We start from the raw sequence: 24,470 nt of genomic DNA, 5'->3' as shown, positions 1-24,470 counted from the left end.
CCAAGCGGCGTATCCAGGGGGACTGGGTCCCCCTGGAAGTGTGCCGAACTCCTTCGGCACACTCAGAGGGACATGCGCCTGATTTTTATACCACGACCCGCGCCCACCGGGGCGCGAAACCGGGGGTATCGCCGCTGGTTTCGTCAGGAACCAAGCGGCGTATCCAGGGGGACTGGGTCCCCCTGGAAGTGTGCCGAACTCCTTCGGCACACTCAGAGGGACATGCGCCTGATTTTTATACCACGACCCGCGCCCACCGGGGCGCGAAACCGGGGGTATCGCCGCTGGTTTCGTCAGGAACCAAGCGGCGTATCCAGGGGGACTGGGTCCCCCTGGAAGTGTGCCGAACTCCTTCGGCACACTCAGAGGGACATGCGCCTGATTTTTATACCACGACCCGCGCCCACCGGGGCGCGAAACCGGGGGTATCGCCGCTGGTTTCGTCAGGAACCAAGCGGCGTATCCAGGGGGACTGGGTCCCCCTGGAAGTGTGCCGAACTCCTTCGGCACACTCAGAGGGACATGCGCCTGATTTTTATACCACGACCCGCGCCCACCGGGGCGCGAAACCGGGGGTATCGCCGCTGGTTTCGTCAGGAACCAAGCGGCGTATCCAGGGGGACTGGGTCCCCCTGGAAGTGTGCCGAACTCCTTCGGCACACTCAGAGGGACATGCGCCTGATTTTTATACCACGACCCGCGCCCACCGGGGCGCGAAACCGGGGGTATCGCCGCTGGTTTCGTCAGGAACCAAGCGGCGTATCCAGGGGGACTGGGTCCCCCTGGAAGTGTGCCGAACTCCTTCGGCACACTCAGAGGGACATGCGCCTGATTTTTATACCACGACCTGCGCCCACCGGGGCGCGAAACCGGGGGTATCGCCGCTGGTTTCGTCAGGAACCAAGCGGCGTATCCAGGGGGTATGGGATACCCCCTGGAAGCGTGTCGAATTTTTTCGACACGCTCGGCCGCCCTGAATACAGGACGGCTCTGTATACGGTCTTATTTTATGTCGATGGGTTGAGAGGAAGCGAGGTAACAGCCCAGACGGTCTGTTGTCACATGATGAGCGCCATCATGGTAGGAAGAGGAGACGGGGATCAAGTTGCCGCCTTCCAGCAGGTAAAGGTAAGGGCGCCCAGTATAAAAGATCAATTCTCCTGCCTGGTCAAAGACGGGGGTGAACAGCACATTCAGCACGTCAAAGCTGACGCCGTGCTGCTGTGCCAACGATTCAATCACATCTGTGTAATCGTTGCTCCAGCCAGGGAAAAAGGTGCGTTTTTCAGACAAGGGAAAAGTGAAGGAAGCCGTATCCTCAAACAGCAGCTCTCCCTGCTGTGCCTCTTCCGGGAAGGTCACAGCCTCCAGCTGATCTTCCAGAGAAACCGTAACAGGCTCTGACGCTGTTTCGCACAGATACGTCCGCAGCAGAAATGTATTATAGCAAAGCAGAGCGCCGGTTTCCCTGTTGACACAGCGCAGGAGGTAACGGACAGTATTGCCGCCCAGTGGAGCGACAAAACCATCTTCCGCTTCCACTGTCAGTATGGGGGTCCCATCCTCGTCCTGGGTCAGTTCAAAAACCTTCAGGCCGTCCTCGCCCTCCAGAATTTCAGCTTCCAGCTGATAATGTTCCCAGAATCCGGCGGGTAAAGCAAGCCCCTGAACGTCTGTGTTGAAATAATACTGATAGGTGCGTCCGCTTAAATGCCACAGATCATCGTCAATGACCGCCAATTGCGGAACAGGGTCCTCAGCGAAAACCATCACTACCCCGGACAAGGCTGACAATGCAATCAGCGCCGCCAGCAGAAAGGCCAGAATCTTTTTGGCAACAGTGCGGTTCATAAAAAAGAAACTCCTTCTTACAAAAATTGCAATGTACCATAAACCGGTCAGAATACCGTGTTTCATATCATACCTTACCATCATAAACGAAGTGTCGGCCTTCGTCAAGAAAATCAAAGGAAAATTTATGGTTTGGTCATAACTTTTGCTGTTTTTCCAATTGTTTTTTTACTTTTGATCTTGGGTATGGGTGACTTTTTTGATCATAATATGCCGCATTTTCCCGCCGTATTTCATCTTGGTATCCGCAATGGAATAACCCATGCGGAGAAAACTGGTCAGGCTGGCGTGATTTTCCGGGGCAACTGTAGCCAGAGCGAAGCCGATCCCTTCAGGGAGCAGCCGTTCAGCCTGCTCAAGCAGCAGCTTTTGCAGACCTCTGCCGCGGAAATCGGGATGGACCACCACTGATTCCATATGGGCGCAGCGGAGAGCGTCCTGTGCAGAGAGCCCGGCGTCCTCCGCCAGATTATCCTCTGCATTACCGGGAAAGCGCACCATCAAATATCCTGCCAGCTGTTCTTCCTCTGCCAACAGGATCATCCCTTCCTCTTTAAGATGCCGTTCCAGCGACTGACGGGTTTCAGGGATAAAAAGGGATGGATCCGCAAGAGAATGGACCACCTGCTCCATCAAAGAAAAAACAGCATCCACATCAGCTTTGTCAGCAATACGGAAAGAAAACATCAGCATATCCTCCTTGATCAGTTCCAAACAGGCAGCAGCTGTCCAGTAAATGGTTTGCAGCACACCATTTCGGGCATCACTGGTATCCCCGCTGTCTGTTATGAGAGTAAAAACGAAGCCCGGCACTCAATGGAAAAGTCTCAAACTTATTTTGAGATTCCGACCTTGCCCCATTGTAGCTTTCTTCAGGGGACATTGTCAATGTGAAAGAACCGGAGCCCTCAAAAGGACCCCGGTTCTGTGGATGATGTACTGGTAAAAGAGAAATTGTGCGGCAAAATCAAGCGGCAGCCTCAGAAGAAGAGGTGGTGTCGGCAGTCTGAGCCTCAGAGGTCTCAGCAGATTCTGTGGCAGAGGAAGAGGCATCGGAAGCGGCGCTGTCAGAAGCGGCAGCCTCAGAAGAAGTGCTTTCCTCCAAAGTAGGAGTTTCGCTGGAAGAGGTCTCGCCAGAAGCGGCAGACGCGTCGGAAGCAGCAGCGTCACTGGAAGCGGCAGATTCGCCGGAAGCGGGAGTCTGGACCAGTTTGGTCACCACGGCGCCGGAAGTATCCTCGCCATCAATGGTACCGGTATAAGTAATTTCCAGAGTGTCGCCGATGGTCATACCGTCCACTTCGGTTTTATCAGCGTCATCGGGAATAGTGAAGTTGAGCGTGAGACCATCCTCAGTTTTGATCACTACGGAGTTCATGGCGGCATCCTCAATCACACCGGTAACGGTGCTCACCTCGCCGTCATCGGCATTGGAAGCTTCTTCAGCTGGTTCGCTCTCAACGGAGGAGGACTGTGAGGAAGTGGAACTCTCTGAGGAAGAGGAACTGCTGGAGGAACTGCTGGTACTGCCGCAGGCAGTTGCGGTCACCAACAGAGCGGCCATTAAAGCGGCAACGATCATTTTTTTCATAATAAAATCTCCTTTTGCATTCATTCTGCCGGACCAAAACGATCCTGTCCGGGACCGAAGCTGTCTGCCGGTACGGCAGTGTGAAGGTCCAGCTTCGATGCATTCAGTATACGTTGATTTTTTGAATAAATCGTGGTTAGGGACTGAACGATTTCAAAGAATCATTTAAATAAATCCTGAAAATCAAATGTAAAAAATGTCCCTGTTGGTTGAAATAGCTGACAAAATGAAATCATTTTGGAGATAAAAACCATTGATATCCCACAAAGGCCAGTTTTGGCGGCAAAAATCAAGGCTACAAAATTGAAAGCCTTTTGACACCTGCATGACGCAAAAGGAAAGGAGGATGTATTTGGAACAAAAAGTGCATTTTTATTCTGAGAAAAGCAAAATGAGGAAAATGCTGTAGCGGCGCTGAAAGGAAAAAATGACGGCAGGCAGAAAACGGAGCGGCAAAAAGCCCCCGGAGAAAAAACTCCGGGGGCTGAAAAGATAAATGTGTGGATTATTTGGCCTGGGAAACCGCCACAGCGCAGGCAACGGTAGCGCCTACCATGGGGTTGTTGCCCATGCCGATCAGACCCATCATCTCCACGTGAGCGGGGACGGAGGAAGAACCGGCGAACTGGGCGTCACCATGCATACGGCCCATGGAGTCGGTCAAACCATAGGAAGCGGGACCGGCAGCCATGTTGTCAGGATGCAGGGTACGGCCGGTGCCGCCGCCGGAAGCGACGGAGAAGTACTTGACGCCGTTCTCGAAGCACCATTTCTTGTAGGTGCCGGCCACCAGGTGCTGGAACCGGGTGGGGTTGGTGGAGTTGCCGGTGATGGACACATCCACTTTCTCCAGCTTCATGATAGCCACGCCTTCCAGAACGTCGTTGGCGCCGTAGCACTTGACCTTGCTGCGCTCACCGTCGGAGAAGGGAACTTCCCGGATGACCTTTACCTCGCCGGTGGCGAAGTCAAAATCAGTCTCCACATAGGTGAAGCCGTTGATTCTGGAAATAATGTAGGCAGCGTCCTTGCCCAGACCGTTGAGGATGATCCGCAGATTTTCCTTACGGGCCTTGTTGGCGTTGCGGGCAATGCCGATGGCGCCTTCAGCAGCGGCGAAGGATTCGTGGCCTGCCAGGAAGCAGAAGCACTTGGTCTCGTCACGCAGCAGCATGGCGCCCAGGTTGCCGTGGCCCAGACCAACGGCCCGCTGCTCGGCGACAGAACCGGGAACGCAGAAGGCCTGCAGACCGATGCCAATGGCCTCAGCAGCCTCAGCGGCGGTGGCAACATTCTTCTTCAGGGCCACAGCGCAGCCCAGGGTATAAGCCCAGACAGCGTTCTCAAAAGCGATATTCTGTACGCCCTTGACGATGCTCTCCACATCAATACCTTTGGAAAGGCAGAGGTCTCTGGCTTCCTCCAGAGTGGACATACCGTATTCCTTGAGGCAAGCCTCGATTTTGGGCATTCTTCTCTCTTGTCCTTCAAACTTAGCCATGATATTACCTCCTATCCTTTCTTATTCCTCGCGGGGGTCAATGTATTTGGGGGCGTCGGCATATCTGCCGTAAGTGCTGATGTTCTTTTCAAAGGCCTCCTTGGGATCGACGCCATGACGGATGTCCTCCATCATCTTGCCCAGGCGGACAAACTTGTAGCCGATGGCCTCGTCATTCTCATCCACCGCCACGGACAGGATGTAGCCCTCAGCCAGCTCCAGATAGCGCACGCCCTTGAGCTTGGTGGAGAAAATGGTACCTACCTGAGAGCGCAGGCCCTTGCCCAGATCCTCCAGGGAAGCGCCGATGGGCAGGCCGTCCTCGGAGAAAGCGGTCTGGCTGCGGCCATAGACCAGCTGTTTGAAGATCTCCCGCATGGCAACGTTGATGGCGTCGCACACCAGGTCGGTGTTCAGGCATTCCAGCAGGGTCTTTCCGGGAAGAATCTCACCGGCCATAGCGGCGGAGTGGGTCATGCCGGAGCATCCCAATGTTTCCACCAGAGCCTCCTGAACAATACCCTCCTTGACATTCAGGGTCAGCTTGCAGGCGCCCTGCTGGGGAGCGCACCAGCCGATACCGTGGGACAGGCCGGAAATATCCTTGATTTCATAGGCCTTGACCCATCTTCCCTCCTCAGGAATGGGGGCGGGACCGTGGTTGGGGCCCTTTCTGAGAGTGCACATACTCTCTACTTCGTGGGAATAGTTCATGATCCTTGCTCCTTTCAACAGCGTATTGGTAGATTGCCGATGGTTTACCATCGATTATTATAACGACCCGTCAACTTTTTATCAAGTAGGTGGAAGAAAGTTGAAAGGAAAATCCCTTTTCTGCACTATTTTTTACGCTTTGGCAATAGAATCGACACAGAATGGTTTGACAAGGGCAGGCAAGAAAGGGTAGAATAAAACGAATGCTTGGAAGCAATTGGGCTTTGGCCCGCAAAATACCGCCGGACGGGGCGCTGCCGCTGATGGCGAGAGAATCATGAGGTGATCTCACAGATGGGATTTTTGGAAAAGCTGTTCGGTTCCTATTCGGAGAAGGAGCTCAAACGGATACAGCCCAAGGTCAACGCTGTGCTGGCGTTGGAGGATAAATTCTCCGCCATGAGCGATGATGAGCTGAAGGCCATGACCCCCCGGCTCAAGGAGCGCCTGGCGGCGGGGGAGACTCTGGACGATATCCTGCCGGAGGCCTTTGCCGCCTGCCGGGAGGCTGCCTGGCGTGTGCTGGAAATGAAGCACTTTCCGGTACAGGTCATCGGCGGTATCATTTTGCATCAGGGACGCATCGCGGAGATGAAGACCGGTGAAGGCAAGACCCTGGTGGCCACCCTTCCCGCCTACCTCAACGCTTTGTCCGGCAAAGGCGTGCATATCGTTACTGTCAACGATTACCTGGCCCGCCGCGACAGTGAGTGGATGGGCAAGCTGTACCGGTGGATGGGCCTGACAGTGGGCCTGGTGGTCAGCGGAATGGAGCAGGATGAAAAGCGTGCCGCCTATGCCGCCGATATTACCTATGGTACCAACAACGAATTCGGTTTCGATTACCTGCGGGACAACATGGTGGTTTACAAACAGAACCTGGTCCAGCGGGGATTCAATTACGCCATCGTGGACGAGGTGGACTCCATCCTCATCGACGAGGCCCGTACTCCTTTGATCATCTCCGGCCAGGGGGACAAATCCACCGATCTTTATGAGCAGGCGGACCGTTTTGCCAAGACCCTGAAGATGATGAAGGTCAAGGAAGTGGACGCCAAGGAGGAGCAGGACGACATCGAGGCGGACTATATCGTGGATGAGAAGGCCCGCACCGCCACCATCACTCCCAGAGGCGCCCAAAAGGCGGAGGAATATTTCCATATCGACAGTCTCAACGATCCGGAAAACCTGACCCTGGCCCACCACATCAACCAGGCCATCAAGGCCCGGGGCGTGATGCAGAAGGATGTGGACTATGTGGTCAAGGATGGCCAGGTGATCATCGTCGATGAGTTCACCGGCCGTCTGATGATCGGCCGCCGCTATAATGAAGGACTCCATCAGGCCATTGAGGCCAAGGAGGGGGTCGGTGTGCAGCGGGAGAGCAAGACCCTGGCCACCATCACCTTCCAGAACTTTTTCCGGATGTATGACAAGCTTTCCGGTATGACCGGTACCGCCATGACCGAGGCGGACGAGTTCCGGGAGATCTACCGTCTGGATGTGGTGGAGATCCCCACCAACAAGCCGTTGATCCGGAAAGATCATCCTGATGTGGTTTACAAGACCGAGAAGGGTAAATTCAACGCCGCCATCGAGACCATCGTGGAGTGCCATCAGAAAGGCCAGCCCATTCTGGTGGGTACCGTTTCCATTGAAAAGTCGGAGATCCTCTCCAATATGCTCCGGCGCCGCGGAATCCAGCATGAGGTCCTCAACGCCAAGTATCATGAGAAGGAAGCGGAGATCGTCGCTCAGGCCGGTAAGCTGGGAGCAGTGACCATTTCCACCAATATGGCCGGCCGTGGTACCGATATCATGCTGGGCGGTAACGCCGAGTATCTGGCCAAAGCGGACCTGCGCCGGGAAGGAATGGCCGATGAGCTTATTGAGGAGGCCACAGCCTTCGGTGATACTGATAACCAGGAGATCCTGGAGGCCCGGAAGCGGTTCCAGGAGCTGCTGGCGGCCCATAAGGCCAAAATCGCCCCCGAAGCCGAAAAGGTACGGGAAGTGGGCGGATTGTTCATTCTGGGCACCGAGCGCCATGAATCCCGCCGGATCGACAATCAGCTCCGCGGCCGTGCCGGACGTCAGGGAGATCCCGGTGAGACCCGGTTCATCATTTCCCTGGAGGATGACCTGATGCGCCTGTTCGGCGGCGAGCGGGTCCAGTCCATGATGGACAGCCTGGGCGTGGATGAGGATATGCCTATTGAAAACAAATTCCTCTCCAATACCATTGAATCTTCTCAGAGCAAGATTGAGGGACGCAACTTCCAGATCCGTAAAAACGTTCTTCAGTATGACGATGTGATGAACCGTCAGAGAGAGATCATCTACGGCCAGCGGAAAAAGGTGCTGGACGGCGAGGATATCAGCAGCAATATCCGCACCATGATCGAGGAGACCATTGCCACCAGCGTTGACCAGTATCTGCTGGAGAATGTTCCCAAGGATGAATGGAATCTGGATGGTCTGCGGGACTATTATCTGGGCTGGCTGACAGTTCCCACCGACTTCCGGTATGATACCGCTCAGCTGGAGCAGGTGGATCGGGAACAGATCCGCCAAACCCTCATCGACCGGGCCATGAAGATTTATGGTGAAAAGGAGCAGATGTTCGGTTCCGAGCTGATGCGGGAGATTGAGCGGATGCTGCTGCTGCGGAATGTGGATACCAAGTGGATGGACCACATTGACGCTATGGAGGAGCTGAAGCGGGGCATCGGCCTGCGGAGCATCGGCCAGCGGGATCCTGTCATCGAGTACCGAATGGAAGGCTTCGAGATGTTTGAGCAGATGACCGAATCCATCAAGGAGGACACCGTCAAGCAGCTGATGCTCATCCGTCTGAAGAAGGAGGAGCCGGTCAAGCGGGAACAGGTGGCAAAGCCCACAGTAGCCACTACTGATGGCAGCGAGGCCCGTAAACCTGTCCGCAAGGGCGCCAAGGTGGGACGGAATGATCCCTGCCCCTGCGGCAGCGGCAAAAAGTATAAACATTGCTGCGGACGCTGAGTAAGGCTCAGCCTGGCTGACAATAAAACCGAATAAAGCAGGAAAGCGGCGGGGGATTTTCCCCCGCCGCTTTTTTGCTTGCTGTAAGCAATGCTGAAAGGAAAACAGAAAGAGAAAGGCGTTTTTCTTGTGCACAGTGGGGGAAATGTGTATAATTGTTCCAGATGCACAGTAAAGGAGACGGGCAGAAGGGTGAGAAAAGGGAGAAAAAAGAGTGTAATTGCTGGGCTGTTTGCCAGCGGTCTCAGGCAGCTGCGGCTCAACTATGCATTCCTGATCATAGTTTTTCTTGTAGGTTTTGTGGGACTGTATATTGTCACCCAGTCGCAGTTTCAAAACGCTCAGTTGGCCGGAAGCGAGGTAGCGGCCAGATTGGCCAGAGACCTGGAAAATCAGGGAATGAAGCATCAGTTTGCCCTTGATAATGCTGCCAGAGCCATTGACGCCATGAAAAAAGAAAATGCCGCAGCCGCCCGGATTACCCAATGGCTGGAGGAATATCTGGTGTACATGAAGCAGTCGCTGGATATTGCCGACACGGATATTTATTGCTATGTGGATGGTCAGCTGCTGGCCGGTACCTATTGGGAGGGAGACGCCACCTATGACGCGGCTTCTACCCAGTGGTATCAGAACGCGTTGGAGAATCGGGGAGAAGTGGCTTATACAGATGCCTATATCGATGTGGTAACCGGCAATCTGGTGGTTACCTTGTCCCGGACAATTGACAATTCTGATGATGTAGTGGCCATTGATCTGTATATGGTGGATAAAAACCGGGGCAGCGATTTGGAAAGCCTCCCGGAAGGCTCCCTCTGGACCATTTATGATGCCAAGGGTACCCTGCTTTCTTATGCCGGCAATCATGTGGACGATCAGAATATGGGGGAGGAATATGTAAGCTATCTGTTTGAGGAGGCGCAGCAGGGCGCTGCCGCTGATCCTGAAAGCTATGTGCTGGATCCCCAGGGGCGAAAACAGGGAATTTATTCTTATACCACAGATTTTGGCTGGGTTTCTGTTATTACCATTCCCTATGCCAAGCTTCTTGCCAATGCCAGATTGATGCTGTTCTTCTTTTCCGGAGTTCTTCTGCTCTATTTGGCACTGGCGGTAGCGGCCTTTCTGCTGCAGCGGGCCAGTGAGGAAAAGAATAAGCAGTATGAGAGCGTTATTCAGGCGTTGAGCAATATGTTCTACGCCATGTTCCTCATTGACATGGACGCGGGAACATTCCAGATTTTTCGTCCGGCGGAGGATCTTCTTCCCAAATTGCAGCAGAGTGACAGGTATGAACATCTGCTGGAGGTCATTGAGAGTGTGATCCATCCTGATATGGAACAATCTTTGGCTGAAACCTTCAGCCTGGAAAATATCCGCAAGCTGGTGGAGGAGGACAGCAACGGTTTTGGCGGAGATTTCCGCAGGCGCTTTGGAAACCATTATGAGTGGGTGAACATTCAGCTGCTGTTTGACAAGGCCCTTTCCCGGGGACAGGCGATCCTTGCTTTTAAAAAGATCAACGCCAGAAAAGTGTCTGAGATTGAAAAAAACCGCCTTCTCCAGGAATCGCTGGAAATGGCGCACCGCAGTATGGATTCCCGCAATCAGTTTTTTTCCCGCATTTCCCACGACATGAGGACCCCCCTCAACGCCATTATCGGTTTGTCCGGGCTGGCGCTGCGGGAAGGGGATTCACAAGAGAAAAATACCGATTATTTTCGTAAAATCAACGATTCCAGCAAGCATTTGCTGCTGCTGATCAATGATCTGCTGGATCTGTCCAAGCTGGAAAGCGGCGGCTACAATTTTAAAGAGGAGCCTTTGAACCTGGAACATCAGGTACAGCAGTGCGTGGAGCTGTTCCAGGAACAATTACATGACCAAAACAAGGAACTGACCGTAGAGATCCAACTGAAGGACCGGACTGTTTGTGCAGACGCCATGCGTCTGGATCAGGTGCTCAACAACTTGTTGTCCAACGCCGTCAAATATACCAGCCCCGGAGACAAGGTGGGTGTGCGGCTGTGCCAGCTTTCCGGGAACGATCAGGATAAAATGGTTTATCAGCTGACGGTATGGGATACAGGCAAGGGGATGAGCGAAGAGTTCTGCCGCCGGATCTTTGTTCCCTATGAGCGTGAGGAACGTTTTGGGGCCGCTAATGTGATAGGAACCGGATTGGGAATGCCCATCGTTCATACACTGGTTACGCAGATGGGCGGACAGATCAGTGTGGAAAGCAAATTGGGAAAGGGCAGCACCTTTGTTGTTACCATACCGCTGCGGGTATCCAGAGAGCAAGCGGGGGAAAGGGAGCACGAAGAACTTTCCACATTGGGACAGCAAGAAGATTTTTCCGGCAAACGGATATTGCTGGTGGAAGATAACGCCATCAATATGGAGATTGCCGAAGAGCTGCTGAAGATGCATGGTCTGGAGGTTACAAGGGCTTGGAACGGGCAGGAGGCGGTGGACGCCTTTGAAAATTCTCCCCCGGGATATTTCCAGCTGATTTTGATGGATATGCAGATGCCGGTCATGGATGGCTGTACCGCTGCCCGGACCATTCGGGCCATGGCACGGGAGGACAGTGGGCGGATCCCCATCATCGCCGTGACGGCAAACGCCTTTTCCGAGGATATGGCGGATACGGCCAAAGCGGGTATGAACGCCCATATTTCCAAACCCATTGAATTTGATGTGCTGCATAAAACACTGTTGACTTACCTGGATGAAAAGGCCATGAAATAAAGAACACACAAGGCGAGGAGGAAGCAAAATGAAATTGGAACAAGCAGCCGATAGTCTGAAAATGGATTTGAAGACCACGCTGTCCCGCTTTGGGGGACAGGAGCAGCTGCTGATGCGTTTTCTCACCAGACTGCCTGGAGATCCCACTTTCCGGCAGCTGGAGGACGCCATGGCGGCAAAGGATTGGAAAATGGTGGAGATGAGTGCTCATACGCTCAAAGGGGTGGCGGCAAATCTGGGCCTGGAGGAGCTGCGCTTTGCCTGTGACGCTGTGGTTGTGGCAGTGCGGCAGGGCCGGACAGAGCAGCTGCCCCAGCTGATGCCTGCCGTCAGAGAAGCTTTTGAGTCAGCGTGCCGGATCATCGGGCAGCTGGAAGGATAAATCAATACATGGCCAGGGAAAAGCCCTGGGGAACGGAGTAAAGGATGATAGCAAGAGCTCTGGAAGAAGCAGAGGACAAACATCAGACACAGCGCCATGGAAGAAACACCATTTTGGTAGTGGATGACATGGAGCTGAACCGGGCTATTTTATGCGAAGCTTTCCGGGAAGACTATGACCTGCTGGAGGCGGAAAATGGCCAGCAGGCGTTGGAAATCATTTGCCGGGATCCCGACGCCATCGCGGCAGTGCTGCTGGATGTGGTAATGCCGGTGATGGATGGGTTCCAGCTGTTGGAGGAGCTTTATCAGCGGCAGCTGCTGTCCCGTGTGCCGGTATTCATTATCACAGCGGATTGCAGTGAGAAAAAAATGCGTCAGGGCTATGATATGGGTGTGATGGATATTATCAGCAAACCTGTAGTGCCCTATTTTCTGCGGCGGCGTGTCAGCAGCGTGGTGGAGCTGTATCAAGCCAGAGAACGTTTGAGCAGCCTGGTCAACCGGCAGGAAGAAAAACTGGAAATCCAGGCCCGGGAAATTCAGGAGCTGAACCTTTCCATCATTGAAGCGCTCTCCACAGCCATCGAGTTTCGGGACTGCGAATCGGGAGAGCATGTTCAGCGGATACATGATCTGACAGTGCAGCTGCTTGAGGGCCTTCGGGAGGGAGGCTTTGAGGGCTGCGCCTTCACAGATGAGCAGATTGAGCAGATCGCAACCGCCGCCATTATGCACGATGTGGGAAAAATCTCCATTCCTGACAGCATCCTCAACAAGCCGGGCAGGCTGACCCCCGAGGAATTTGAGGTAATGAAGACCCATACCATCAAGGGATGTGAGCTTTTGGAGAAGATTCCAAAAAGCAAGGATAATCCAATTTATCAGTATGCTTATGACATCTGCCGCCATCACCATGAGCGGTGGGACGGCAAGGGATATCCCGATGGCCTGCGGGGGGAGGAAATCTCCATTTGGGCCCAGGTGGTGTCACTGGCGGATGTTTATGACGCCCTGACCAATGAGCGGTGTTACAAGCTTCCCTTTACACAGCAGGAAGCCTTTGGGATGATTATGGGAGGACAGTGCGGCGCTTTCAATCCCAATTTGCTGAAGGCTTTTCAGACTGTGATAGGAGAGAAGGCGGGAGCCTGACAGGGACTGTTTTATGGGGCTGTGCCGCAGTTTCTCAAAGGGCATCGCTCTCATTTGCGGCACGCAGGAAAAGGAGAAGCAAAAATCTGGCGGCTGGAGAAATTCCGCCGCTTTTGTTTTGCAATATACATACTTTCATCTGGGGAAATTGGGATGAGGAGTGTATGAAACCTTCTTTTGCTGGACAAAATTGAAAAAAAGCCCTTGGAAATCCTTGGGACCGAAAGGAGAATCCAGTGATGAAAAAGCAAGTGGTTTTACTGCTGGCGCTGCTTCTTACAGGCTGCGCTGCTGTACAGATGAAGGAATTGGAAACTCCATCCTCCCATTCCCAGGAGCCCCAAAGCGTTATGGAGGAGCAAAGCCTTCTGCCGGAGACACTGAATGGGGAGAAAATGACGATCACAGTGCCCCAGGGGACGCTTCCCGATGTGCTGCCACAGGATTTTATCAATCTTGCCTCCACTGAGGCGCAGCAGCTGTGGGAGGAGATCGAACCATGGGAGTGGAAACCGGAGGAGTACAGCCAGGTGGAAGCGGAACAGCCTTCCCAGATGACACTGGAGAGCGGTGAAATATCTTTGCTTTTGCTGCCGGAGGGTATGGCTGCCGATGAGGAGAAAAAGCTTTTGTGGCAAACGGAGTCGGGAACCTGGGAAAAGCTGCTGACAGCATTGCAAGAGCAGGCGGCTTTGGGGGCCCAGTATCTGGACCCGGAGCGTACAATGGAACTTATGCTCAAAGGTGAAGTAACAGTCTCAGCCATGGGGAAGGAGTTTTCAGCTGCGTTGACCCAGGAGAAGGCGCAACAGCTGCGGGAGGCTTTGAATTTTCAGCAGCAGTGGGGATTTTTGCCTCAGCAGCCGGAAAAAACAGGCTCAGAATTGGCCCATGCCCAAGGCAGCGGCTATCAGGTGAGCTTTTATCAGAACTATGCCTCCATTACATGGGGAGAGCTGCCTCCGTGCTGGTTTCAGCTGCCCAAAGGGCTGATGACTTCGCTGACACTGTCCCTTTTGTCCATGGGACTTTGATGGGGAAAATGACTCAAAACAACGGATTGAGCATGAGCCACGGATATGCAGCAGGTGTGTTTTCAGACAGGATAAAAACGATGGAAAGCGGAGATGGGAAAGCTCTCTTTTGAAAGCGGTCTGCGCAGACCGGCAGTATCTTGGAAAAATCTCAGAAAAGAAAAACTGTTTTGTTAATTCAAAACGCCCTCTGTACAGGCAAAAAACTGCACAGGGGGCGTTGCTTTAATGATTTTGTTTTAGACGGACTGAGATCATTCCGGTGTTCAAAGCAGATGCTGGGGCTGAAGCTCATCCTGTTCCAGGCCGGAATGATCCGGCTCGAACAATCCCGGATGGCTTTCCAGACGGCGGGTAAGAACCTCATCCAGGAGCAAGGTCAAATCCTCACGCTGCTGTGAAGCCAGATGACCAAAGACCAGCTCATCCCACTCCACAAACAGCTCATAGATTTTGTGAAAGGTTTCCTCTCCCTTGGGGGTCAGATGAAGGACCAGTCCCCGGCGGTCGGAGGGATTGGGTTCCCGAATGGCAAAGCCGGTTTCCACCAGCTTGGCAATGGAACGGGTGGTGTGGCCGGTATCCATTCCCAATGCCCGGGATAAAGCGGTATGGGAGCAGCCAGGGTGTTTGCCTATGTAAATGAGGAAAAACAGCAGTCCTCTGGACAGCCCCATTTCACCCAAACGGGTGTTGCAGAAACGTACAAAGTCCTTCTGAAGGCAGATAATATGGTAGGACAGGGTGTGTTGCACGGGAAAGCTCCTTTCAAAGGAAAATAATAAACAGTGCTGTAATCACAATGGTCATGGCCGGCCCATACATTCTGAAAAAATGAAAGCAGCCGCAGCTCCAGCGTCCATCAAAAGACATGAAAGGTGCCGGCGGCGATCCACAGAGCGCAAAACCGGCATGAAACCCACTTTTTGGCTATTATACCATGATTTTTCGCCATGGTCAAACGCTTTTGAAATGAATGGGCAGAAGCTTTTAAAAGTCAAAATCCCAGTGAAAAAACACTGAAATGCAGGAAAAGAGAAAAACTCCTGCAATTTTTTGTGACAATAACAGGGTTTTTCTTGATTTTCGCCTTTTTTTCCGGTATGATGATAGGGAATAACGGATGGGGACAGCGCCAACTTGCTTTTTTCTTTGGATTTGCCCAAAAGGAAAAAGCGGGCGAGGTCTGCCAGATGCAAATAAAATGCCCTTCCTCGTTGGGAGAAGAGCGGAATGGAGAACAATATGACCAACGATCTGCTGCTCAAAATCGAGCGGGAAATGCCTCATTTTTCAAAGGGGCAGAAGAGAATCGGTAAGTTTATCACGGAACATTATGACAAAGCGGCTTTTATGACCGCTTCCCGCTTGGGGGATACGGTAGGTGTCAGCGAATCCACTGTGGTGCGCTTCGCAACAGAGGTGGGTTTTGAGGGATATCCTCAGCTTCAGAAAAATTTGCAGGAAATTATTCGCAACCGGCTGACCACCGTCCAGCGGATGGAAATTATAGATGGACAGATCGGCAATGCCGATGTGCTCTCCAAAGTGATGAACCTGGACGCGGAAAAGATCCGCCGTACGCTGGAGGATATGCCCCGGGATGTTTTTGGCCAGGTGGTGGAATCCATTACCGCTGCCAGGGAAATCTATATCCTGGGTATCCGCAGCTCCAATATGCTGGCAAACTTTCTGACCTTTTACTTCAATCATATCTTTGCCCATGTCCGCAATGTCAGCAACAACAGCAGCAGCGAGGTCTTTGAGCAGATGGTTCGGGTCCAGAAAGGGGATGTGCTCATCGCCATCAGCTTTCCCCGTTACTCTCAGCGGACCCTGAAGGCGGCCAAGTTTGCCAAGAGCCAGGGGGCCACTGTTATCGCTATCACCGACTGCGCTTCCGCTCCTTTGGCGGAGGTGGCGGATCTGATGCTGTTCGCCCGCAGTGATATGGCCTCCTTTGTGGATTCGCTTGTCGCTCCGCTGAGCCTGATCAATGCCCTGATCGTGGCTGTGGGTCTGCGGAAGAAGGATGAAATCTCCAAGACCTATGCCACATTGGAGAAGATTTGGGATGAGTATAACGTTTATGAAAAAACAGATGGAACCGGGGAGAAGGAATGAAGCAGGATGATCTGATTGTCATAGGCGGTGGGGCCGCGGGCCTTACCGCTGCCGGTCTTGCTGCCAGGGAGGGGCTGAAGGTGCGGGTGCTGGAGACCCGGGAACGCCCTGCCAGAAAGATACTGGTCACAGGCAAGGGCCGCTGCAATCTCACCAACAACTGTTCCCCGGAGGATTTCCTCAAGAATGTCCGCCAGAATCCCAAATTTCTCACCAGCGCCATCTGGGGATTTCCTCCCAGCGCGACGATGGAACTGTTTGAAAGCCTGGGGGTCCCCCTCAAGACCGAGCGGGGCAACCGGGTCTTTCCTGTTTCCGACAGCGCCAGGGATATTGTGGACGCTCTGACACGCCTGATCCGCCAGGGGGATGTTTCCCTGGTCTGCGGCAAGGTTTCCCGCCTGCTGCTGGAGGATGGCCGGGCGGTGGGGGCAGCGCTGGAGGATGGCCGGGAGTTCCGTGGACAGGCGGTGCTGCTGGCCACCGGGGGCAAGAGTTATCCCGCTACCGGCAGCGACGGCAGCGGTTATGAGCTGGCCCGGCAGGCAGGGCATACCATCACTCCACTGCGCCCCTCCCTGATCCCCATTCTCTGCCGGGAGAGCTGTTGCGCTGACATGATGGGTCTGTCCCTCAAGAACGTCACCCTCACCCTTTGGGAGGAAGGAAAGAAGAAGCCCCTGTACAGTGAGCTGGGAGAGATGCTTTTTACCCACTTCGGCGTTTCCGGCCCGCTGGTGCTGTCTGCCTCCTCCTATATGAAGGGGCCGGCGGACCGGTATCGGCTGACCATCGATCTGAAACCGGGGCTGACCCTGGAGCAGCTGGATGCCCGTCTGCTGCGGGATCTGGGGGAAAACCCCAATAAAGCCCTGGGAAATCTGCTGGGGCTGCTGCTGCCCAGAACCATGGTTCCGGTGATGCTCCGCGCGGCGGAACTGCCGGGGGAACTGAAAGCAAATCAGGTGACACGGGCCCAGCGGCAGCGGCTGGAGCAGCTGGTGAAGGCATTTCCCCTCACTCCCAAGGGGCTGCGGCCCATAGAGGAGGCTGTGGTCACCAGCGGCGGAGTATCGGTCAGGGAGGTGGACCCGTCCACCATGGCGTCCAAACTCTGTCCCGGTCTTTATTTCGCCGGGGAGGTGCTGGATGTGGATGCCTATACTGGCGGCTATAATTTACAGATTGCATTTTCCACTGCCTGGCAGGCGGCCCAGGCAATACTTGAGAAACGAGGAATGAAAAAATGATCGCTGTTGCGTTGGATGGTCCCGCCGGAGCGGGAAAGAGCTCCATTGCCAAGGAGCTGGCAAAACGTTTTTCTCTGATCCACGTGGATACAGGAGCCCTGTATCGGGCTGTGGGGCTGTATATGCTCCGCCAGGGACTGGACCCCGCCGATGGGGCGCAGGTGATTCCACGGCTGCCGGAGGTACAGATCACACTGAAGTTCAGCCCGGAAGGACAGCGGATCTTTCTGGGGGAGGAGGATGTCTCTGAAGCCATCCGCACCCCCGAGGCTTCCAGAGCTTCCTCGGCGGTATCCGCCATCCCGGAAGTACGGGCCTTTCTGCTGGAACAGCAGCGGAAGCTGGCCCGGGAAAATCCGGTGATCATGGATGGACGGGATATTGGAACCGTGGTGCTGCCGGATGCTTCCATCAAGATTTTTCTCACCGCCGCTCCTGAGGCTCGGGCCATGCGCCGCTATAAGGAGCTGATGGCCAAGGGGATCGATACCGATTACGATACCGTTCTGGCGGAGGTGAAGGAGCGGGATTATCGGGATTCTCACCGTGAGACGGCTCCCTTGCGTCAGGCGGAGGATGCCGTTCTGGCGGATACCACAGAGCTGGATTTTCAGGGATCGGTGGAGCTGCTGGCCTCCATCATTGGGGAAAAACTGAATCAGGTCCGCTGAAAGGAGTCCACCGTTATGTTTTATCGTTTTGCCAAGTGGGTTACCACCATTGTCCGATTTTTTCTGGTGGACGTTACTTATATCGGCCAGGAGAACCTTCCGGAGCAGGGGGGATACATCGTCGCCTGCAACCATCGCTCTATGTGGGATCCGGTGCTTTTGGCTCAGGGAATGCGGCGGCAGATCAACTTTATGGGAAAGGCTGAGCTGTTCAGCAATGTCTTTCTCCGGTGCCTGATGAATCTGCTGGGTGTGATTTCGGTAGACCGGGGGACGGGAGATTCCAACGCCATCACCCGCTCGGAGGAAGTGATCCGTCGGGGCGGTCTGCTGGGCATTTTCCCGGAGGGAACCCGCTCTCCAGATGGCAAGCCGCTGCGCCCCAAGTCCGGCATGGCGCTCATTGCCCGGGCCACTGGAGCGGGGATCATTCCCTGTGCGGTGGTATATGAAAAAAAGACTGGTCTTCACCGCCGCCCCATTCGGGTAAAATACGGCAAACCCATCCCATATGAGGAGCTGGGCTTTGGAGATGATCAGGGCACCGCTTCTCTCAAGCGGGTCAGCAAGCTGGTGATGGGACGGATCATCGACATGATGGAGCTGCCCCCGGAGGAGCAGTCATGAGACAGATCATTACCGCCAAGTCAGCGGGCTTTTGTTTTGGCGTCAGCCGGGCGGTGGAGATGACCTATCAAGAGGCGGCCCTGGGCGGAACAGTGGCGACGCTGGGGCCCGTGATCCACAATCCCTTCGTCACCCGGGACCTGGAGGAAAAAGGGGTCCGCAGCTATGACACTGTAGCGGAGATTCCGGACGGTGCACGGGTGGTGATCCGAGCCCATGGCGTGCCGCCGGAAATTTACCGGCAGCTGGAAAACCGGGGTCTTCAGTGGAAGGATGCCACCTGTCCCTTCGTTCAGAAAATTCACCGGCTGGTGGCGCAGCAGCCGGAAGGAACCATGATTTTACTGGCGGGCGACCCCACACATCCCGAGGTCGTGGGTATTGCGGGCCATTGCAATCAGCCCTGTATCATCTTCCAGACAGCGGAAGAATTGATGGAAAAGTTGCAGGAACTGGAAAATAAAGGTGATTATTCCTATATAATGGCAGCGCAGACAACATTTCGCTTGTCAGAATGGAAGAAATCCACGGAAAGCGCAAAAAAAGTGTGTACAAATCTCAAGATATTTGATACAATATGTAAAGCCACTGTTGTCAGGCAGGAAGAAGCGGAAACGCTGGCCCGGCAAGCGGACGCCATGGTCGTCATCGGCGGCAGGCACAGCTCCAACACCCTGAAGCTGTACCAGATTTGCCAGGGACACTGCCCCACGGTATTGGTGGAGGAGGCGGAAGAGCTTGAACCGTTTCGCAATCTTTTCCATGCCGCGCGTATCATTGGAATTACTGCCGGTGCTTCGACCCCGGCTTGTATAATTAAGGAGGTTCAAAAATCCATGAGCAGACTGGATAACATCAACAACGACATGACTTTCGAGGAGATGCTGGAGCAATCTTTCAAAAGTACATATAACGGGGAGAAGGTAACAGGTATCGTCACCGGCATTAAGCCCAACGAGATCTCTGTGGACATCGGTACCAAGCACGCCGGTTATGTTCCGCTCCATGAACTGACCGACGATCCCAACGCCAAGGCGGAGGATCTGGTCAAGGTAGGCGACGAGATCGAGCTGCTGGTCGTCCGGGTCAACGATGTGGAAGGCACCACCATGCTTTCCAAGAGACGTCTGGATGCTGCCGCCGGCTTTGAAAAGGTCATGAACGCCGGCGAGACCGGAGAGATCCTCACCGGTATCGTCACCGAGGTCATCAAGGGCGGCGTTCTGGTTCTTTCCAACGGCGTGAAGGTTTTCATTCCCGCTTCTCAGTCCGGTGTTCCCCGCGATGGCGATCTGAACACCCTGCTGCGTAAGGAAGTTTCCTTCAAGATCCTGGAGACCAATCGTCAGCGCCGCCGGGCTCTGGGCTCCATCAGCGCTGTCATCCGTGAGCAGCGCAAGGAGCTGGCCAAGGCATTCTGGGAGAATGTTGAAATCGGCAAGCAGTACACCGGTACCGTCAAGAGCATCACCAACTTCGGCGTGTTTGTGGACCTGGGTGGTGTGGATGGCCGCATTGGTCTGTCCGATCTGACCTGGCTGCGGGTCAAGCATCCCTCTGAGGTTGTTTCCATCGGCGATGTGGTCACCGTGACCGTCAAGGATCTGGATCCCGAGGAGAAGAAAGTTTCCCTCATCTACAAGAAGGCCGAGGACAATCCCTGGGAGAAGATCAAGACCCTCCATCAGGTGGGCGATGTGGTCACCGTCAAGATCATGTCCATCACTGCTTTCGGTGCTTTTGCCCAGATCATTCCCGGCATCGATGGTCTGATTCATATTTCTCAGATCGCCCGTGAGCGTGTGGAGAAGGTCTCCGACAAGCTGAAGGTGGGCGATGAGGTTCAGGCCAAGATCACTGAGCTGGACTATGACAGAAAGCGCGCCAGCCTGTCCATCAAGGCTCTCCTTCAGGACGAGGACACTGCCGCTGAGGAAGCTCCTGTCGAGGAGTAATCTTCCTTTGTTTCAGGCGGTGCTGTCAGATGACCTGCTTTCATAAACAAAGGCGGGCCATAGGCGGAGCGAGCTTGAAGTAAGCTGAATAAAGGGATTCCCTGTACGATATGTATGGGGAATCCCTTTTTGTCATAGTTGGGTGAAGCTCTATTAAAATATATTTTTCTGTTTTTATCACAGCTTTTTGATGTTCCGCATCAGCGCACACGCATCGCATTCCTGCCGCACTGCAGACCCCTTTCTTTCACCTTGGTAAACGTTTTGTGGTTGGGGGGACAGCTGCGGATTTTGGGCTTTCCCTTCTTTTTGATGAATCCCGGCCCTTTCCGGCAAGGCGGAAAAGCGGTTGAAATTACAATGAAAAAGCGTTATCCTCTATAGCAGAAGAATATGAAGAGGGGTAAGGAAATATATGATGCTGGCGAAAAAGGTCCTTTCAGTTGCGTTGACGCTGTTGATGATGTTATCCATTACGGGATGTACGGGCGATGCTGGAGCGGAGCCAGCTTCTGCTGAAAGCGGTGTGACACAGGAGGAATATGATGCGCTGCAGGAGCAGATGGAACAGCTGCAGCAGGAATTGGATGAGCTGAAACAGCAAGTCTCTTCCCAGAGCGAATCTGAGGCAGTCCCCGAAGAAGAGGAAAATTCCTCCTCCAGCAGTGCAGCTGCCGAGGCCTCCTCCTCTTCTGTTGCCGGGGAATCTTCTTCCTCCCAAAGTGAGCCCTCTCAGGCGGCAGCGGCCTCCGAAACGTCTCAGCCCCAGCCGGCCCAGTCTCAGCCGCAGCCTCAGCAGCCGGCTTCCTCCGCCAGCAGCCAGCCTTCACAGCAGACGGGAAATGGTCCTCTGGCAAAGTATACGGTCAATGTCCTGGACCCTGACACCCCTGCTGTGTCAGTTACAGGCAAAGCGTATAATGGTGGGTCCGCTTATGTATTCACCGATGGCAGCGGCAATGTGGTGGGAACAATTCCCGCCGAAATTCTGGGTACCATCATCCGGGAAAATGGCCTGAGCTATGCCGAGGCGGAGGAGCAGAAAGCCTGGTTTATTGAAAATTTTAATCTGTACCGGGGCCTGGAGACAGAGGAAATGGATATTCCGGTTTTGTCTGTACCGGAATACGATGCGGAAGAATTTGCCCAGGAAGTGATTCGCCTGACCAATGTGGAACGGGAGAAGGCGGGACTGGAGCCTTTGGTGGAGCATGAAACGGCCATGGAATATGCTCAGATCCGGGCGGAGGAGATTGCGGACTATTTTTCCCATGATCGTCTCAATGGAGAAGACGGCGGGATGTACAGCCATTATACCTTCATGGAGAACATTGCCAAAGGCTCCCGGACCCCTGAAGCGGTGGTAGAGGGATGGATGAATTCCCCTGGACATAAAGCCACAATGATGGCCGATTATTCCGATTACGGCAATGGAATGGGCGTTGGCGTATATCGGAAAAACGGTGTTATCTACTGGGTGCAGGAATTTTTGGCTTGGGATGCCAATGGATAAAAGTATACAGCACTCCGGAAAGGGAGGTTTTTCCCGGGAGAATAAGCCGAAGAGCGGAAATACGGGAAAAGACCAATGCCTCTGAGCAAAAACAAAATATTGCTTTTGGATGGAGTGGTGCGGCAGAGGCTGCGCCGCTCTTTTTTTATCCAAGATAAAAGAAAACTGCCGGAGAAAAATCCGACAGCGTCTTCAACAGTGTGAAGTTAGTTTTGGGCAAGCAAGTGGAATGTCCCACAGCGCCTGTGAATTTCTGAGTGTGTCTTTTGACTGGAAAGGAAAGAAAAATGGAAAGATGTCTTTACAGGGAAGGCCCACGGGACTGCTCTGCGGCGGAAATGTAGCCCAGCAGCGTGTTGACTGTTTTATGGAGAAGAACCATGCTTACGATAAACTCGATCATAATGCCGAAGCAAGCCATCAGCAACGGCAGAACTCCAAGGCTAAGGTCGATAAAACACAGCAGTCCGCCGAAGAACGTAATGCCCGTCAGGCAAATAAGCACCACATACAGATATTTCCATCCTCGGGCAATCCCACCGCTCAGTCCCTGGATCGCCTTACTATTTTCCTGATAAACAAAGCATTCTGCTGCCAGGGTAATGAGAGTATTGATGAGCTGTATCGCAGCGTAAAAAGTCAGATTCTTATAGGAGGGAAAAAATATAATGACCAGGATCAAAGGAAAGCAAACAATGTGAGCTATCGCTGGAATGCGGTAGCCGGACTGCGCTTCCGACAGACGAAAATAAATGATACAGTAAATGCCGATAATCAGCAGATTTGACAGAAGGGACGCCATAGGCGGGATGGAACTGACTTTAAAGGAGACTAGAAATACACCGATTACTACCGCAAAAATGATCTGTGCCAGTTCCAAAAAAAAGAGCCAACCCAGCCAGCGGGACAATATAGCTGCTTTTTCCACTGTGGGAGGCGGTACCTGTGGAATGGAAGCGGGGCGGACCTGGCGGGGAGGATATGGACTGGAGGCTGGACGGGGTGGGAAAAAGTCCCGCTGCGCCAGAAGCCCGCAATGATAGGCCAGGGAACAGGAGCGGCAGGTTCCATGTCCCTTTTCCCGACAGCACCGGGCCAGGGGGCAGACTCCCTGCACCGGCTGACCAGGTCCCCATTTACACCCGGGACAGCAGCGCTGAATAAAGTAGGAACATTGCATACAATTTTTTTCGCAATAGCTTTCCATGGGATGAACACCTCCCCGAAGATGATAAAAATGATTGGATTTTTTGAATATGGCGCCGGAAAGAAAATGCCTGTGGAAAGTGAGGTTGTATCCCGAAACGTTCCAAAAGACAAAGGCTGACCGCCCCATGGTCCAGACCCCATCTGGAACAGGAATCGCCTCACGGTCAGGGAGCTTGGGGACCGTTTTTCATTCCCCCAAGGTACCGGCCCAGTGTAACAGCTGTCTGAATGAGAAATATCAGCTTCAAAACCTTCATAAGCACCAGGCACAGCAGCAACGGCAGGAGTATGGGGGCCGGGATTTGATGATCCACAAGATAACTCATATAGGCGATTGAGCTGAAAAAGACAAGAAAGGGAAGGAAACAGTACAGGATAGCCCAACGTTTGGCCAGGCTTGGGCTCAGGGAAGCAGCGACACTTCGGTGAAAAAAGCAAGCCGCCCATTCTGCCAGGCAGAACAGAAGCATATACACCAGCATCATGGATGCCACACTGTTTTGACCGGATTCCAGACCCGCCATATAGATGGCGGCTAATGCGATTGGCAGCAGACACAGAGGACCGGAACCTGGGATATAGTAACCTGTATGAGCCCGATTCAGATAGAAATAGGCCAAGGAGAAAAACAAAGTGGACAAAGCAGCCAGAGAAACCAACATTCCCCGGGAAAGAGAATGGGAGAGGATGGGAGAAATGAGAAAAAACCATCCAAAAGACAGAAATTCCAACAAAGAAAGCAGACAAAATCCACGAAGCAGCAGTTCTGCCTGCTCCTTGGCAGGAGGTGGAGTCGGTGAGGAGATTTTTAAGGAAGCAGTGCCGGTTGGCCTCCAGGAAGGCAAGGAATCCTTCTGCCGCAGCAGATGACAGTTTTCCGCAAACAGGCAGGTATAGCATCCACGATGCCCCTTTTGCTGGCAGCATCGTGCCAGGGGACAGGCACGGGTATAAGGCATTCCCGGGCCGTCTTTACAGCCGGGACAGCGCCCTTGGTTTAGGTAGGAGCATTGGACGCAGTTTTTCCCGCAATAGCTTTCCATATATGAGAACCTCCTGCCGCGGCTCATTGAATGAGATGCGGCTCGAAAATGAAACCGCTGATATAAAGTTTATGTT

20 protein-coding genes are annotated in these 24,470 nt (G+C 53.6%); 11 read left to right on the top strand and 9 right to left on the bottom strand.

Annotated features, from left to right (window positions below; translation table 11 throughout):
- Positions 1 to 1,002: 1,002 nt before the first annotated feature.
- The 5 genes from BQ5383_RS00770 to BQ5383_RS00750 all read right to left on the bottom strand — a co-directional run bounded on the left by BQ5383_RS00770 (position 1,003) and on the right by BQ5383_RS00750 (position 5,657).
- Positions 1,003 to 1,851, bottom strand: a complete 849-nt coding sequence (locus BQ5383_RS00770; protein ID WP_071428913.1) for a hypothetical protein — start codon at positions 1,849 to 1,851, stop codon at positions 1,003 to 1,005.
- Positions 1,852 to 2,019: 168 nt separating this feature from the next.
- Entirely contained in the window at positions 2,020 to 2,538 is a 519-nt protein-coding gene (locus BQ5383_RS00765; protein WP_071429853.1) for a GNAT family N-acetyltransferase, read from the bottom strand.
- A gap of 280 nt (positions 2,539 to 2,818) precedes the next feature.
- On the bottom strand, positions 2,819 to 3,442 hold the full coding sequence (locus BQ5383_RS00760; RefSeq protein ID WP_071428912.1) for a hypothetical protein: 624 nt from the start codon (positions 3,440 to 3,442) through the stop codon (positions 2,819 to 2,821).
- A 505-nt stretch (positions 3,443 to 3,947) separates the two neighbouring features.
- Positions 3,948 to 4,943 carry a GGGtGRT protein gene (locus tag BQ5383_RS00755; protein WP_071428911.1) on the bottom strand — a complete coding sequence of 332 codons (996 nt, stop codon included), beginning with the start codon at positions 4,941 to 4,943 and terminating at the stop codon, positions 3,948 to 3,950.
- A 21-nt stretch (positions 4,944 to 4,964) separates the two neighbouring features.
- Positions 4,965 to 5,657 (bottom strand): iron-sulfur cluster assembly scaffold protein, encoded by a 693-nt coding sequence (locus BQ5383_RS00750; protein WP_071428910.1) that lies wholly within the window; start codon positions 5,655 to 5,657, stop codon positions 4,965 to 4,967.
- Positions 5,658 to 5,951: 294 nt separating this feature from the next.
- Here BQ5383_RS00750 and secA point away from each other — a divergent pair, with 294 nt between their 5' ends.
- The 5 genes from secA to BQ5383_RS00725 all read left to right on the top strand — a co-directional run bounded on the left by secA (position 5,952) and on the right by BQ5383_RS00725 (position 14,002).
- Complete coding sequence (gene secA, locus BQ5383_RS00745; protein ID WP_071428909.1) at positions 5,952 to 8,678, top strand: preprotein translocase subunit SecA; 2,727 nt, start codon at positions 5,952 to 5,954, stop codon at positions 8,676 to 8,678.
- Between the two features lie 192 nt (positions 8,679 to 8,870).
- The gene (locus BQ5383_RS00740) at positions 8,871 to 11,432 is read left to right on the top strand and encodes an ATP-binding protein (RefSeq protein WP_071428908.1); all 2,562 of its coding nucleotides are present in this window, start codon (positions 8,871 to 8,873) and stop codon (positions 11,430 to 11,432) included.
- A 28-nt stretch (positions 11,433 to 11,460) separates the two neighbouring features.
- On the top strand, positions 11,461 to 11,814 hold the full coding sequence (locus BQ5383_RS00735; RefSeq protein ID WP_071428907.1) for an Hpt domain-containing protein: 354 nt from the start codon (positions 11,461 to 11,463) through the stop codon (positions 11,812 to 11,814).
- 44 nt (positions 11,815 to 11,858) lie between these two features.
- Positions 11,859 to 12,968: an HD domain-containing phosphohydrolase gene (locus BQ5383_RS00730; protein WP_071428906.1), complete on the top strand. Its 1,110-nt coding sequence runs from the start codon at positions 11,859 to 11,861 to the stop codon at positions 12,966 to 12,968.
- A 239-nt stretch (positions 12,969 to 13,207) separates the two neighbouring features.
- A complete protein-coding gene (locus tag BQ5383_RS00725; protein WP_071428905.1) occupies positions 13,208 to 14,002 on the top strand; it encodes a hypothetical protein in 795 nt (264 codons plus the stop codon).
- Between the two features lie 266 nt (positions 14,003 to 14,268).
- Here the strand turns inward: BQ5383_RS00725 and bilQ are convergent, their stop codons facing one another.
- Positions 14,269 to 14,757 (bottom strand): bilirubin utilization transcriptional regulator BilQ, encoded by a 489-nt coding sequence (bilQ, locus tag BQ5383_RS00720; protein WP_071428904.1) that lies wholly within the window; start codon positions 14,755 to 14,757, stop codon positions 14,269 to 14,271.
- Positions 14,758 to 14,808: 51 nt separating this feature from the next.
- Positions 14,809 to 15,201 (bottom strand): hypothetical protein, encoded by a 393-nt coding sequence (locus tag BQ5383_RS00715; RefSeq protein WP_071428903.1) that lies wholly within the window; start codon positions 15,199 to 15,201, stop codon positions 14,809 to 14,811.
- 34 nt (positions 15,202 to 15,235) lie between these two features.
- Here BQ5383_RS00715 and BQ5383_RS00710 point away from each other — a divergent pair, with 34 nt between their 5' ends.
- The 6 genes from BQ5383_RS00710 (at position 15,236) to BQ5383_RS00685 (ending at position 22,142) form a co-directional block, all read left to right on the top strand.
- A complete protein-coding gene (locus BQ5383_RS00710) occupies positions 15,236 to 16,126 on the top strand; it encodes a MurR/RpiR family transcriptional regulator (protein WP_071428902.1) in 891 nt (296 codons plus the stop codon).
- The gene (locus BQ5383_RS00705; RefSeq protein WP_071428901.1) at positions 16,123 to 17,376 is read left to right on the top strand and encodes a BaiN/RdsA family NAD(P)/FAD-dependent oxidoreductase; all 1,254 of its coding nucleotides are present in this window, start codon (positions 16,123 to 16,125) and stop codon (positions 17,374 to 17,376) included. The genes BQ5383_RS00710 and BQ5383_RS00705 overlap by 4 nt, the downstream gene beginning before the upstream one ends.
- Complete coding sequence (cmk, locus tag BQ5383_RS00700) at positions 17,373 to 18,047, top strand: (d)CMP kinase (RefSeq protein WP_071428900.1); 675 nt, start codon at positions 17,373 to 17,375, stop codon at positions 18,045 to 18,047. Before BQ5383_RS00705 ends, cmk begins: the two co-directional genes overlap by 4 nt.
- Before the next feature lie 15 nt (positions 18,048 to 18,062).
- Complete coding sequence (locus BQ5383_RS00695; protein WP_071428899.1) at positions 18,063 to 18,674, top strand: lysophospholipid acyltransferase family protein; 612 nt, start codon at positions 18,063 to 18,065, stop codon at positions 18,672 to 18,674.
- Positions 18,671 to 20,629 carry a bifunctional 4-hydroxy-3-methylbut-2-enyl diphosphate reductase/30S ribosomal protein S1 gene (locus BQ5383_RS00690; protein ID WP_071428898.1) on the top strand — a complete coding sequence of 653 codons (1,959 nt, stop codon included), beginning with the start codon at positions 18,671 to 18,673 and terminating at the stop codon, positions 20,627 to 20,629. The genes BQ5383_RS00695 and BQ5383_RS00690 overlap by 4 nt, the downstream gene beginning before the upstream one ends.
- A 415-nt stretch (positions 20,630 to 21,044) precedes the next feature.
- Positions 21,045 to 22,142, top strand: a complete 1,098-nt coding sequence (locus BQ5383_RS00685) for a CAP domain-containing protein (RefSeq protein WP_083389771.1) — start codon at positions 21,045 to 21,047, stop codon at positions 22,140 to 22,142.
- Positions 22,143 to 22,443: 301 nt separating this feature from the next.
- Here the strand turns inward: BQ5383_RS00685 and BQ5383_RS00680 are convergent, their stop codons facing one another.
- Both BQ5383_RS00680 and BQ5383_RS00675 read right to left on the bottom strand, forming a co-directional pair.
- Positions 22,444 to 23,349, bottom strand: a complete 906-nt coding sequence (locus BQ5383_RS00680) for a DUF3795 domain-containing protein (protein ID WP_139193301.1) — start codon at positions 23,347 to 23,349, stop codon at positions 22,444 to 22,446.
- A 166-nt stretch (positions 23,350 to 23,515) separates the two neighbouring features.
- Complete coding sequence (locus tag BQ5383_RS00675) at positions 23,516 to 24,394, bottom strand: DUF3795 domain-containing protein (RefSeq protein WP_071428895.1); 879 nt, start codon at positions 24,392 to 24,394, stop codon at positions 23,516 to 23,518.
- Positions 24,395 to 24,470: the final 76 nt, after the last annotated feature.

The organism is Angelakisella massiliensis, assembly GCF_900104675.1.
GTDB classification, from domain to species: Bacteria; Bacillota; Clostridia; order Oscillospirales; family Ruminococcaceae; genus Angelakisella; species Angelakisella massiliensis.
The sequence above is the reverse complement of the archived record's forward strand: the minus strand, read 5'-3'. Positions and strand labels throughout refer to the sequence as shown.